This is a genomic window from Staphylococcus simulans (assembly GCF_025561465.1).
Classification (GTDB): Bacteria; Bacillota; Bacilli; order Staphylococcales; family Staphylococcaceae; genus Staphylococcus; species Staphylococcus simulans.
In genome coordinates, this window is record NZ_CP095100.1 from 1986507 (window position 1) to 1999687 (window position 13181).

The 13181-nt window shown below is 36.1% G+C and carries 12 protein-coding genes and 1 riboswitch; of the genes, 2 read left to right on the forward strand and 10 right to left on the reverse strand.

The features are described 5' to 3' along the window. Positions 1-39: 39 nt before the first annotated feature. Together mecA and spxA are read right to left on the reverse strand one after the other, a co-directional pair. Positions 40-759: an adaptor protein MecA gene (gene mecA / locus MUA87_RS09355; RefSeq protein WP_262550628.1), complete on the reverse strand. Its 720-nt coding sequence runs from the start codon at positions 757-759 to the stop codon at positions 40-42. A 312-nt stretch (positions 760-1071) separates the two neighbouring features. Then, positions 1072-1470, reverse strand: a complete 399-nt coding sequence (spxA, locus tag MUA87_RS09360; RefSeq protein WP_002481951.1) for a transcriptional regulator SpxA — start codon at positions 1468-1470, stop codon at positions 1072-1074. A 421-nt stretch (positions 1471-1891) separates the two neighbouring features. Between spxA and trpS the strand changes: the two genes are divergently transcribed. Together trpS and MUA87_RS09370 are read left to right on the forward strand one after the other, a co-directional pair. Beyond that, complete coding sequence (trpS, locus tag MUA87_RS09365; RefSeq protein WP_002481950.1) at positions 1892-2887, forward strand: tryptophan--tRNA ligase; 996 nt, start codon at positions 1892-1894, stop codon at positions 2885-2887. A gap of 144 nt (positions 2888-3031) precedes the next feature. After that, positions 3032-3319: a hypothetical protein gene (locus MUA87_RS09370; RefSeq protein WP_002481949.1), complete on the forward strand. Its 288-nt coding sequence runs from the start codon at positions 3032-3034 to the stop codon at positions 3317-3319. A 65-nt stretch (positions 3320-3384) separates the two neighbouring features. Here MUA87_RS09370 and thiC read toward each other — a convergent pair whose 3' ends face one another. The 8 genes from thiC to opp3b all read right to left on the reverse strand — a co-directional run bounded on the left by thiC (position 3385) and on the right by opp3b (position 13078). Beyond that, positions 3385-5130 (reverse strand): phosphomethylpyrimidine synthase ThiC, encoded by a 1746-nt coding sequence (gene thiC, locus MUA87_RS09375; RefSeq protein WP_061054806.1) that lies wholly within the window; start codon positions 5128-5130, stop codon positions 3385-3387. Positions 5131-5299: 169 nt separating this feature from the next. Beyond that, a riboswitch (TPP riboswitch) is annotated at positions 5300-5398 on the reverse strand. An 89-nt stretch (positions 5399-5487) separates the two neighbouring features. Beyond that, positions 5488-6099 (reverse strand): GNAT family N-acetyltransferase, encoded by a 612-nt coding sequence (locus MUA87_RS09380; RefSeq protein ID WP_023015806.1) that lies wholly within the window; start codon positions 6097-6099, stop codon positions 5488-5490. Positions 6100-6117: 18 nt separating this feature from the next. After that, positions 6118-7104: an MsnO8 family LLM class oxidoreductase gene (locus MUA87_RS09385; protein WP_023015805.1), complete on the reverse strand. Its 987-nt coding sequence runs from the start codon at positions 7102-7104 to the stop codon at positions 6118-6120. A gap of 169 nt (positions 7105-7273) precedes the next feature. Next, positions 7274-8941, reverse strand: a complete 1668-nt coding sequence (locus MUA87_RS09390) for a peptide ABC transporter substrate-binding protein (protein ID WP_002481944.1) — start codon at positions 8939-8941, stop codon at positions 7274-7276. A 13-nt stretch (positions 8942-8954) separates the two neighbouring features. Beyond that, positions 8955-9998, reverse strand: a complete 1044-nt coding sequence (locus tag MUA87_RS09395) for an ABC transporter ATP-binding protein (RefSeq protein ID WP_023015803.1) — start codon at positions 9996-9998, stop codon at positions 8955-8957. Then, complete coding sequence (locus tag MUA87_RS09400) at positions 9988-11070, reverse strand: ABC transporter ATP-binding protein (protein WP_002481942.1); 1083 nt, start codon at positions 11068-11070, stop codon at positions 9988-9990. Before MUA87_RS09400 ends, MUA87_RS09395 begins: the two co-directional genes overlap by 11 nt. A gap of 14 nt (positions 11071-11084) precedes the next feature. Next, positions 11085-12152 carry an oligopeptide ABC transporter permease gene (opp3C, locus tag MUA87_RS09405; protein ID WP_002481941.1) on the reverse strand — a complete coding sequence of 356 codons (1068 nt, stop codon included), beginning with the start codon at positions 12150-12152 and terminating at the stop codon, positions 11085-11087. Continuing rightward, a complete protein-coding gene (opp3b, locus tag MUA87_RS09410; protein WP_262550632.1) occupies positions 12152-13078 on the reverse strand; it encodes an oligopeptide ABC transporter permease in 927 nt (308 codons plus the stop codon). The genes opp3C and opp3b overlap by 1 nt, the downstream gene beginning before the upstream one ends. Positions 13079-13181 lie beyond the last annotated feature (103 nt).

Here is a 13181-nt window from a genome sequence, read left to right on the forward strand (position 1 = left end):
CCTGTCCAACAAGGACAGGCTTAATCAATTAAATTTATATTATGCTTCTGTTGTATCGTTAAAGAAACGACGTACTTGTGCAGTTACATTATGGCTCATAATGATTTTACCGTAGTCATTTAAATAAACTTCAGAATGATCACTTGGCGTTGCAAATTCTAACAATTGACTGTAGAAGTCATTGATTGTTTCTTCTACTACGCTGTCATCAAAATGAATTGCATAATAATATTCGTTATTCAACATATATAATAAATCTTCAAAGTCATCAGTTGGTTGATTATGGTGATGTGCATAATCAATGACAGATTCTAAATCTTCAAATTTAACAATAACTAAACGACCATTAGTACGACGTGGTTGTTGGAAACGATCTCTTGCTTGAGAGCGATTTGAACGTGATTGCTGTTTTTGTTCAGCTTCTTCATGTTCTTCTTCGAAAGTCTGTTCAAGCAATTCGTTTAATTGACAATCGAATTCACTGTTCATACTATCATCATTTAAGTTCATCATTTCTTCGTTTTTAGATTTAGAAATAGTGACTTCCACACCTTTTTCAAAAGCATGTACTTGAATCCATAATGGACCTTCAACTACAAAGTCTTCTTCTTCATTGATTTCTTCCATCATTGACCAGAAGAATTCTTCACCACGTTGACGGTTTGTCCATAAGTCTTCTCTTTTGAAACCTCTTGCTTCAATGTCACCATACGTTATGAAAAGTTTAACAGTTGTATCATCTACGCGCTCTATTCTCATATCATCTCACTCCTTACAGTCGATGAATAGCAATATCTAGACTTTAGACAAACTTTTCTAGAGTCTAGGCAGCGTCTACTTTGTCGACAACCTAGAATAGTACCCATATTGTATAAAAACGGTGTGCAAATTACAATTTATTTGTTTATAAAGGCATAACTGCTCTACCGTTGGCCTATTATAATAACATATTCCCTGAAAACACTCTATAAAAACTACTTATATCAGTAGTTGATCTTTTTTATTACATGCAAAAAGCCACAGTACTTTTGCACTGCAGCCCCTCACATTCATTTAATTGGATTTTAAATCCTATAAGTCTACCATACGTTGCGCTTCTTGTAGTTGGAACGTACGCACTTTTCTTGGTAAGAAACGACGAATTTCATCTTCGTTATAACCAACTTGTAAACGTTTTTCATCTAAGATAATCGGACGGCGTAATAAGCCTGGGTTATCTTGAATAATTGTATATAATTCTTGTAGTGGTAATGAATCAATGTCCACGTTTAGTTTTTGATATGTTTTAGAACGAGTTGAAATAATTTCGTCTGTTCCGTCTTCTGTCATTTTTAAGATTTGTTTAATTTCATCAATTGTTAAGTGTTCTGAAAAAATGTTACGCTCCGTATACGGAATGTCATGTTCTTGTAACCATGCTTTCGCTTTACGGCAAGATGTGCAGCTTGGTGATGTGAATAGTGTTACCATACATCTCACTCTCCTATTTATCATGAATTAAATTCATTGATTTTGTTGATTTAGTTAAGGAATTTATCTAAAATCAAAACGCAGTACTCATCTATGTCCAAATAACTCGTGTTACTTTCAACTTAAACTTTGTCTACACGTTAAAATTTCCTTCTCTTAACTCTATGATTAAAGTATACCCTTTCAACATTAAAATTAAATGAGAAAAAAGGGATTATTTATAGAAAATTTAAAACATACCGAATTCTTGAGATCGAATAGCTAAAATGACGATAGCTTTTCAATATTTTGAATATAAAATGCCACACGGGTATGAGGTTAAAAATTTAGCTACATCTATATTTTAACACACATTACAAATATTTAAAATACTGCTATAATGAAACCATTACTATATTACGTAAGAAAGTGGGCATCTTAAATGGAAACTCTATTTTCAGGAATTCAACCAAGTGGAATTCCAACATTAGGCAACTACATCGGTGCACTTAAACAATTCAGTGAAGTCCAAGATGATTATAATTGTTTCTTCTGCATCGTAGATCAACATGCGATTACAGTACCGCAGGACAGACTGAAATTGCGTGAGCGCATCCGTCAATTAGCCGCAATTTACTTAGCATCAGGAATCGACCCAGAAAAATCAACATTATTTATTCAATCAGAGGTTCCTGCACACGTTCAAGCAGGATGGATGCTGACAACTATTTCTTCTGTAGGCGAATTAGAACGTATGACACAATTCAAAGATAAATCATCTAAACAAACAGAAGGTATCCCTGCTGGTCTTTTAACTTATCCGCCACTTATGGCAGCTGATATCGTACTTTACAATACGAATATCGTACCTGTCGGCGAAGACCAAAAACAACATCTTGAATTAACAAGAAATCTTGTAGACCGCTTCAACAGCCGCTACAACGATGTCTTAGTAAAACCAGAAGTACGTATGCCGAAAATCGGTGGTCGTGTCATGAGTCTGCAAGACCCTACTAAAAAAATGAGTAAAAGTGATGATAATACGAAAAACTACATCTCTTTATTAGATAATCCAAATACAGCAGCTAAAAAAATCAAAAGTGCTGTAACTGACTCAGATGGTATCATTAAATATGACAAAGATAATAAACCAGGTATCAGCAACCTTCTTTCTATTTATTCAAGCCTAACTGACGAATCATTCTCAGACCTTGAAAAACGTTATGAAGGTAAAGGCTATGGCGACTTTAAAGGTGATTTAGCAGAAGTCGTTAAAAACTTCTTAACAGAATTCCAAGAACGCTATAACGATTACTACCATTCAGATAAACTAGATGAAATCTTAGATCTTGGTCGAGACAAAGCTATTAAAGCTTCTTCACGTACATTACAAAAAATGGAAAATGCGATGGGCTTAGGCCGTAAACGCAAAAGATAAATAGTATTTTAAGCCGTATATTCTTCTCTTGAGTATACGGTTTCTATTTGCCTCTTTTTAAACCTTGAACAATCTAAATAGTAATACCTCTATTAACTTAAATGTTATATAATAACGATATAAGATGAATGAGAGGTGTAGCACATGCTTTCTACAATAATAAGAACAGTAGCTTGTATCGCAGCAACGATTTATGTGGGGTATAGTCTTTTTGTACATTACGATATGGTTATTAACACAATTTTATTTATTGGTTCCTTTATCGTTTTTGCATTCTTTGTGGGTGTTTCATTGATTAAAAACGGTAACCTTCCGTTCTTTCATAATGCTCAACAACGTGCTGAATCTATCGGTACGAATTACTTTTGGATTTACGCGAGTTTGACTTTTTATATCGGTACAGTTTTTATTGCGGTTTTCCATGCGCTATAAGTAAAAAACAGCACCAGTACATTAATTTTCTTGTACTGGTGCTATTTTTATTAGTTTGCTTCTAATTATTGATAAATCTTACTGCCTTGTTCTACAAAATCTTTCGCTTTTTCTTTCATCGCATCTTGTCTTTCTTGCTCATCAAAATGATGTTGACGTAAATCATGAGAAATACGCATTGAACAGAATTTAGGTCCGCACATACTACAGAAGTGTGCAACTTTTGCTGACTCTTTTGGTAAGGTTTCATCATGATATTCACGCGCACGCTCTGGATCTAAAGATAAATTGAATTGGTCAATCCAACGGAATTCAAAACGTGCTTTACTAATTGCATCATCACGTTCTGATGCACCTTTCAAGCCTTTCGCTAAATCTGCCGCATGTGCTGCAATTTTATAAGTAATTACACCTTCACGTACATCGTCTTTATTTGGTAAACCTAAATGTTCTTTAGGTGTAACATAACAAAGCATTGCGGTACCATGACTTGCGATTTGTGCTGCTCCGATGGCAGATGTGATATGGTCATAAGCTGGTGCGATGTCTGTTGTAAGTGGTCCTAATGTATAGAACGGTGCTTCTTTACAGTAAAAATCTGCTAAATCTTGGTTTTCTTTGATTTTATGCATTGGAATATGTCCTGGACCTTCAATCATAACTTGAACATCATGTTTCCAAGCGATATCTGTTAATTCACCTAATGTTTTTAATTCTGAAATTTGGCTTTCATCGTTCGCATCATAAATTGAACCTGGTCTTAATCCATCTCCTAAAGAGACCGCAATATCATAACGATTTAAGATTTCACAAATATCATCAAAGTGTTCATATAAGAAGCTTTCTTCGTGATGCGCTAAACACCATTGCGCCATAATAGAACCTCCACGGGAAACAATGCCTGTTAAACGATCAACAGTTAATGGAACATAACGTAGTAATACACCTGCATGGATAGTAAAGTAGTCTACACCTTGTTCTGCTTGTTCAATTAATGTGTCACGATAGATTTCCCATGTTAAATCTTCCGCAATACCATTCACTTTTTCCAATGCTTGATAAATTGGAACTGTACCTACAGGAACAGGTGAATTTCTTAATAAATATTCACGTGTCGCATGAATGTTTTTACCTGTAGATAAATCCATAATTGTATCTGCACCCCAGTGTGTGGCCCATACTAATTTTTCAATTTCCGCTTCAATCGATGAAGACACTGCAGAATTACCGATATTCGCATTAATTTTTACTTGGAAGTTTTTACCAATAATCATCGGTTCAGATTCAGGATGGTTCACGTTATTAGGAATAATTGCGCGACCTCTCGCAATTTCATCTCTGACAAATTCTGGTTCGACACCTTCACGCGCAGCCACAAATTTCATTTCTTTTGTGATGATACCTTGTTTTGCATAATACATTTGTGTCACACGTTTACCTTCTTGTGCACGTTTAGGCTGATATTTAAATGGCGTTTCAACGAATTTATGATGACCTTCTTTTTTAAAGCCATTATCAATCGATTGCACCTTACGTCCTTCATATGCTTCTACATCTTCACGCGCTTCAATCCAGTTAGAACGTAATTTCGGAATACCTTTTTGGACGTCTACTTCATAACCTTCTTCGTGATATACACCCGCTGTATCATACACTGTAAAAGGTTCGTTCTTTTGTGTGCTGTAATCTGTCACCGTATCACTGAGTTCAATTTCACGAAACGGCACACGAATATCTTCATCTGCCCCTTGTTTAAAGACACGTCTGCTTGCTGGAAAACCTTTTTTCAATTCAATTTCTTCTTGTTTCATAAAATAATTCCTCCCTGCATCATTGCTAGGAGGCCTATAAAACATCAAGACAAGACAAATAAGAAAACGCATTCATAATTTTATGAATGCGTAAGGATTTTATACATATACAACTAAAAATAAACATATCTCTATGTCCATCTATCGTCATATTGAATTTCTGTTTCTTAATCATCTATGTACGCTTCCCTACGCTAGTACTAACTAGATCAGGTTCAAAGGGTTGATGGTATATCTTTCAGCCATTTCGGCACCCCTAGCAATGAGATATTTAATTTACATTTTTATACTAACATTCAACAATCTATTATACAAGTCAATGTGCGGTATCACATTTTAAAAGTCATAGTTATGTTATTAAGTTAAGTGTTTTCTCATTCTATTTAATGTAATCATTGAGGCCTTTGCTTCACCCACTTTTTCATAACCTAACTTTTGATATAAGGCATTTGCTTTGTAATTGATTTGATTTACAGTTAGTGAAATCTTATTAAATCCTGCTGCTTTAGCTTTATGTTCCGCTTCTTCCAACAAAGCTTGTCCGACACCTCTACGTTGAAACTCGGATGAAACAGATAACATACTGACATGATACTCATCATCTTCACCCTCTTGCATACGAATTAATGACAAGATAGATTGATAATAATTCAAAATATGCGGAAACACAAAAATGTGTTTTAACAAAGCAATTTGAATGACTGTCGAAACTAAACTTCGTTCTAAGTCACGATATGGCATACATGTCATCAACCCTGCTACTTTATCATTAATCGTTGCTTGAAGTGTATGTTCATAGCTGAAGCGATTCTTTTTCTTGCGATACATTTTCTGCATATAGTGTTCAATTAATCGGTCATTCTGACTCCCTAACATCGCATGACACATATCACCAATCGCGACATAGCTTAAATGTCCAGCTTGATCAAAATCACGTGATGCTGAAGTTATTTTTATAGTATCATTCACGCTTAGCGCTCCTTTTTTCTAGTTTGTTGGTGCAAGTTGTCTTACTGTATTCATACGCAATTTATGATTTGGAATCGGCATGTGCAACATCCACTCATCAATCATATGCTTCCTATTAATTTCATCTAACTTGCTTTGGACTTCTTCCTTATTTCCACTAATAATATGCATACGTTTTTCTGTCACTTCAAATGTTTCATCAGTTTGTGATAAATAATCATCAACTTGTGCTTTAGTATTTAAAACCGTGCGTCTGCCATCTTTAGAAATCAATTCAAAATGACGTTGTGAAAATCGAAATGGTAATTGATTATCACCAACTGCTGTAACCATAGCGGGTATACTTACAATAAAGCGTCCTTCTGGGAAGCGTGATTTATAAGCCTCTAAAGCCTCCTCTAGCGCTTCTTGTTCAGCGTTAATAAAGAATGCATAGATGACACCAACTTTAGCTTCTGCAGCTTGTATTACTGAATTTAAACTCGTGCCCAGTAAATATACAGGTACACTTGAGGTCTCACTTTGACGTTTGGCCGTTTTTAATCCTGCGTATTTAGATGTATTATCAAAATTTTGAGTGTTCAAGCGATTCAATATCTCAAATTTTTCATCAAATGAAAAGTAGTGCTCTTTCAACTCTTCTTTTAAGATTTCAGTTACCTTAGGATATCCTCCTGGTGCTTTTCCTACCGCCAAATCTACACGATGGTTAGATAATTCATCCATTAAATGAAATTGTTCGATTATTTTAAGCGGATGATAATGCTGCAACATAACTCCGCCAGAACCTATGCGTAAGTCTTTAGTTTGATTCAATAAATGCATCGTTAAGATTTCTGGAGATGTTCCAATCACATCTTTCAAATTATGATGTTCTGCGACTAAATAACGTGTATATCCTAATTGATCTGCAAGTTGCGCAAGTTCTATCGTTTGTTTTAAAGCTTCTTGTGACGTTTGATTTTTAGTAATGGGCGTTTGGTCTAATATACTGACCGGCAACATATAACCCTCTCCTGTTCTTGTCTCTCTTACTTGTCATGCTAGGGTTAAGCGTACATAAAGTCAAAGACTACGATTTTCTTAAATTATGCATAAAGAAAAACACGGCCAAAACTGACCGTGTTTCAATATTTAAATCCCCTTATTGTGTGAAAAATTATCCCTTTGTTTATTACTCTTTGTCTTTCTTTTTCTTACCTGTTTCTCTATCGATACTCTTATCGATATAAGCGTGTTTTAATGTAGTTTCACCACCGATTTGGTGATACACAATCCCTTTCAGTTGTGGATTACGTAAACTAGCAGCACCTTGTTGGTAAATCGGCGCAACTGGTGCTTCTCCTAACATTAACTCTTCCGCTTCTCTTAATTTATCGATACGTTTTTCTGGTTGTTTTAATAAAGAACTGTTTGCTTCTTTCAGCATATTATCATATTCTTTACTACTCCAGTCAGTATTGTTTTGCGCGTTACCAGTTGTCATCGTATCTAAGAATGTCATTGGGTCTGGATAGTCAGGTCCCCAACCTGAGAGTGACATAGAATAGTTCATTGTCAACTCTGCTGTAACACGCTGTTTGAATGGTAATTGTTTAATATTAACTGTGACACCAGGTAAGTTCTTTTCAATTTGCGACTTAATAAATTGCGCTGAAATTTTAGAACTTGGTGTATCTTCAGTATTTAATGTGAATGTGAATTCATCCTTGCCTAAAGCTTTTTTCGCTTTCTCAAGATGAGCTTTGGCTTCTTTTGGATTAAACTTAAGCGGTGATTTTACAGTCGTCGCATAATCTTTGCCGTCAGGTAATAAAGCTGTCTTTTTCGCTGTAAAGCCATCAAATGGTTTAGAACCATCTCCTAAAACATTATCTACGTATGCTTTTTTATTAATAGATTGTGCTACTGCATAACGCATATCTTTGTTTTTGAATTCTTTTTGTTCTTTTTCATTGAGTTTCAAGAAGAACGTTGAAGCTTTTAAGCGTTTAAAGAGTGCGGGACTATCTTTATATTTTTCCACTTGTTCTGATGTAATACCAGTATTATCTACAGAACCAGTGTCATATAATGATGCACCTGCTTGTTGGTCTTTTAAAACCTTAAAGCTGATTTTATCAAGCTTGACTGCTTTTTTATCCCAATACTTGTCGTTCTTTTTCATTAAAATTTTGTCTTCAACTTTCCAGTCTGTTAATTCAAAAGGTCCGTTATAGACAGCTTTATCAGCAGTTGTTCCATATTTTTTACCATACTTTTTCGCAACTTTTTCATTTTGCGGCATGTATGTACCAAACGCAAGCATTTGGTCGAAATAAGGTAATGGCTTAGTTAATTCAATTTGAAGTGTATGTTTATCTAAAGCTTTAACGCCTAATTTATCCGGAGACATTTTGCCTTCGTTAATCTTTTGTGCGTTCTTCAAGTCATACATAATATATGCATACTCAGAAGCCGTTTCAGGTTTAAGTGCCTTTTTCCATGCAAACACAAAGTCATTCGCAGTTACTGGATCACCATTAGACCATTTTGCATCTTTTCTCATTTCAATTGTTAAAGTTTTACCGCCATTACTTTTCTTCGGCATTTTTTTAGCAATTGCTGGAATCGCTTGGTCTTTTTCATCTAATGAATATAACCCTTCATAAACTTGATTATAAACATTAAATGAAACTGTATCTGTCGCAAGCACTGTATCTAGTGTACTCATATCTTGTGATAATACTGAACGATAAACTTGCCCTTTATCATCATAAATACCGCCGCCTTGACTGCACCCACTGAGTATGAGGGCTGCTGCAGCAAGCATCATGGCTAATGAAATTAATTTTTTCTTCATCGCTTTATCCCCCTTACACTGTTTGTTGTAATCTTTGTTTTAATTCTTGCGCTTCCTCATCTGTCACAAAGACATAATGTCCTGGATTGATTTCTTGTAATGAACGTTCATCATTCTTTTCAGCATCTTCTTTATAGACAATACGTGTTCTTGTACGTTCACTTTCAGGATCTGGTTGAGGTACTGCTGATAGCAAAGATTGTGTGTAAGGATGTAAAGGATGATTATAGATTTCATCCGCAGTCCCTAATTCTACAATTTTACCGAAATGCATAACCGCAATTCTATCTGAAATATACTTCACCATAGATAGGTCATGGGCAATGAATAAGAAAGTAATACCTTTCTCACGTTGAAGTTTCAACAATAAGTTGACCACTTGTGCTTGAATTGAAACGTCTAGCGCTGAAATCGGTTCATCTGCGATGATGAATTCTGGTTCAACTGCCAAAGCACGTGCAATACCGATACGTTGTCTTTGTCCACCAGAGAACTCATGCGGATAACGGTTCGCGTGTTCTTTATTTAAACCTACTGTTTCTAATAAGTCATATACGCGTTTTTTACGATCTTTCGTATTCTTTGCTAATTTATGAATATCAATACCTTCTGCAACGATATCCATCACTTTTAATCTCGGGTTCAATGAAGCGTATGGATCTTGGAAAATCATTTGGATTTTCTTATTGAATTTCAACATATCTTTACGCTTTTTAATATCTTGTATGTTAACCCCTTCGTAATAAACTTCTCCAGCTGTCGCATCATTCAACTTAATTAAGGCTTTACCAGTGGTTGACTTCCCGCAACCAGATTCTCCTACTAAGCCGAATGTTTCCCCTTTGAATATCTTGAATGAAATACCTTCAACAGCACGAACTTCATTACGCTTTCCGACATTAAAGTATTGTTTTAAGTTATTAACTTCAAGCAATACTTCTTGTGACGGTTCTTGATGACGTTGTTCAGCTGTTTCCCTTTGTTCTTGTTCAATATTTTTTTGTTGCTCTAGCGCTGTATTTGATTCGTTAAATTTTTGTTCACGATTATCCTTCATTGAACGCCACCCCCTCTTGTCGTTGTGGTTTATCAAACTTATTCGCCATTTTTCTTTGACGTTGTTTCACAAGCTCTGGCGGTTCAACTTTCGGCGCTCTTTCATCTAACAACCATGATTTCACAAAGTGTGTCGGTGATACTTTGAACCATGGCGGCTCTTCTTCAAAGTCGATATCTAACGCATATTGACTTCGTGGTGCGAATGCATCTCCTTTTGGTGGGTGCAGTAAGTCTGGCGGTGTTCCTGGGATTGCTGTTAATTCAATATCATTACCTGTTTCTAAGTCAGGCATTGAAGATAACAGTCCCCAAGTATATGGATGTTGAGGGTCATAGAATATTTCATCAATTTCTCCTCTTTCAATCATTTGTCCACCGTACATAACTGCAACACGGTCTGCGATATTTGCGACGACACCTAAGTCATGCGTAATGAAAATAATTGATGTATCAATTTTTTGTTGCAGACGTTTCATCAAGTCTAAAATTTGTGCTTGCATTGTCACGTCTAATGCTGTTGTCGGTTCATCTGCGATTAATACTTTTGGTTCACATGCGAGTGCTGTCGCAATGACAATACGTTGTCTTTGCCCACCTGAGAATTGGTGAGGATAAGCTTTAAAGCGTTGTTTCGCGTTTGGTAAACCTACCATTTCTAAAATCTCTAGCGCACGTTTTTTCGCTTGTGATTTACTATAGTTACGATGTTTAATCAGAGGTTCCATCACTTGTTTACCTATTTGCATCGTTGGATTTAACGACGTCATCGGATCTTGGAAAATCATAGAGATGTCTTTACCTCTTAATTTGATTAATTCTTTTTCAGGTTTTTGTGCTAAGTCTTCACCTAAGAATAAAATTTCGCCTTTTTTAATTCGGCCAGCATCTCCTTGGAAGAGTTTTGTCAGTGCTTTCGTTGTCACTGATTTACCAGAACCTGATTCACCTACAATCGCAAGGGTTTCTCCCTTTCTCAAATAAAAGTCTACACCACGTACAGCTTGCACTTCTCCAGCATCAATATCAAAGGAGACATGCAAGTCGTTTACTTCTAATATTTTATCTGACATCCTTTTTGCCTCCCTTATTTACGCATTTTCGGATCGAATGCATCACGTAATCCATCACTGAATAAGTAGAAGAATAAAATCAATAAACTTAAAATCAATGCTGGAATAAATAATTCATGTGGATGAATCAATAACATCGCACGTCCGTCATTTACTAATGAACCAAGTGATGTTTTAGGTGCTGGTACACCGATACCGATGAAGCTTAAGAATGCTTCGAAGAAAATTGCACTTGGTACTGTGAACATTGAAGTTACAACAATTGCTCCTAATGTATTTGGTAAAATATGACGGAAAATCAATTTCCCTTTAGAAGCCCCTAATGTACGTGATGCTAATACGAATTCTTGTCCTTTTAATTTTAAGAACTCACCACGAACAACACGGCTCATGCCAATCCATCCTGTAATGGCCATTGCTAAAATAATTGTCCAAATTGAAGGTTCGAAAATCAATACGAATAAAATTACGACAATCAAGTTCGGAATAGAAGCGATGATTTCTATAATCCGCTGCATGACGTCATCAGTTCGTCCTCCAAAGAATCCGGATATTGCCCCGTAAACTACACCGATAAAGATATCTAATGCGGCGGCAACAACACCGATGAATAATGATACTTGTGCACCTTGCCAAGTACGTGACCATAAGTCACGACCTAATTGGTCTGTCCCAAACCAGAAGTTCTCTTTCACACCAGCTTCTTTATATGCGTCTTTGCCATCTGCACCTACACCGTCAAACGGTAAGAAAGGTATTTTGTCTAAGACAGGTATTTTTGCTGGTAAGTTTCTGCGGTCTACATCTTGTTCAGCATAATCATGGCTGCTGATTAAAGGACCGACAAGTGCCATGATGATGATTAAAATTAATCCGATCATCCCGACTACTGCAAGTTTATTTCGTCTTAATTGGCTCCAAGCATCTTGCCAGAAGTTTTTACTTTCACGTTGAATTTCTGGTTCTTTATCAATATCTTGTTCTACTAAGATAAAGTCAGGCGCGTTCTCGCCATCTGTCGTATGTGATAACGTTGCATTGGAGTAATCTCCATGCAAGTGTTGTTTTTTGTCTTCTGCCATTATTTCTTACCTCCTTGTATCCTAATACGCGGATCGATAATTCCATATAAAATATCCACTATGAAAATCGATACGATGAATAACGTACTGAATAAAAGAGTGGTTGCCATAATGACAGAGAAGTCATTCGTTTGAATCGATCTTACGAACTGATCCCCTAGTCCTGGAACCCCGAAGATATTCTCGATTGTAAGTGTCCCTGTTAAAATTCCAGCTAACATCGGCACGATGATTGTGATAACTGGAATCAATGCATTTCGTAATGCATGGCCAAATAGCACACGCATCATTGAATTCCCTTTGGCTCTCGCAAGTAAAATATAATCAGAACTCAGCACTTCGATCATTTCCTCTCGTATGTATCGTGCGACTGTCGCAAGTACGCCTGCTGAAAGTGCGAGTGATGGCAGAATAGCTGTTGAAATACCTTCCCAACCTGCTACTGGGAACCATCTTAATCTTACTGAGAACACATATTGTAATAATACTGCTAATACGAATGATGGTACTGAAACAGCGATAACTGAAATAACTGTCGCTGAGTAATCCACCCATGTATTTTGTTTTGTTGCTGCTGCAACACCCAAAATCAATCCTAAAACAATCCCGATGACCATCGCCGCAAGTCCCATTTCAATTGACGGAATCAAACGAGGTTGAATTAAATCCCACACTGGTTGGTTATGATATTGGAATGAAACCCCAAAATCTCCTGTGACTACGTTCTTTAAGTAGTGCAAATATTGTACAATGACTGGATCATTCAAACCGTAGGTCTCGTTCAAAATCTCCTTTTGATCTGCGCTTAACTTTGCATCATTAAACGGTGAACCTGGCATCAATTTCATTAAGAAGAAAGTGATAGTCATAATGATAAACAAAGAAATAAGCATGTACCCAAAACGCTTGAATATATATCTAAGCATTGACAATCCCCCTTATAGATTCAAATTAAACATTCCCTTCTAATTATCAGAAATATTTTAATATTAGTATATCGGTACTTTACATTTAAAATCAACACAATTT

Excerpts from the sequence above, each read along its gene's own strand:
- mecA (WP_262550628.1), bottom strand. The coding sequence starts at position 759 with ATGAGAATAGAGCGCGTAGATGATACAACTGTTAAACTTTTCATAACG.
- spxA (WP_002481951.1), bottom strand. The coding sequence starts at position 1,470 with ATGGTAACACTATTCACATCACCAAGCTGCACATCTTGCCGTAAAGCG.
- trpS (WP_002481950.1), top strand. The coding sequence starts at position 1,892 with ATGGAAACTCTATTTTCAGGAATTCAACCAAGTGGAATTCCAACATTA.
- MUA87_RS09370 (WP_002481949.1), top strand. The coding sequence starts at position 3,032 with ATGCTTTCTACAATAATAAGAACAGTAGCTTGTATCGCAGCAACGATT.
- thiC (WP_061054806.1), bottom strand. The coding sequence starts at position 5,130 with ATGAAACAAGAAGAAATTGAATTGAAAAAAGGTTTTCCAGCAAGCAGA.
- MUA87_RS09385 (WP_023015805.1), bottom strand. The coding sequence starts at position 7,104 with ATGTTGCCGGTCAGTATATTAGACCAAACGCCCATTACTAAAAATCAA.
- MUA87_RS09390 (WP_002481944.1), bottom strand. The coding sequence starts at position 8,941 with ATGAAGAAAAAATTAATTTCATTAGCCATGATGCTTGCTGCAGCAGCC.
- MUA87_RS09395 (WP_023015803.1), bottom strand. The coding sequence starts at position 9,998 with ATGAAGGATAATCGTGAACAAAAATTTAACGAATCAAATACAGCGCTA.
- MUA87_RS09400 (WP_002481942.1), bottom strand. The coding sequence starts at position 11,070 with ATGTCAGATAAAATATTAGAAGTAAACGACTTGCATGTCTCCTTTGAT.
- opp3C (WP_002481941.1), bottom strand. The coding sequence starts at position 12,152 with ATGGCAGAAGACAAAAAACAACACTTGCATGGAGATTACTCCAATGCA.
- opp3b (WP_262550632.1), bottom strand. The coding sequence starts at position 13,078 with ATGCTTAGATATATATTCAAGCGTTTTGGGTACATGCTTATTTCTTTG.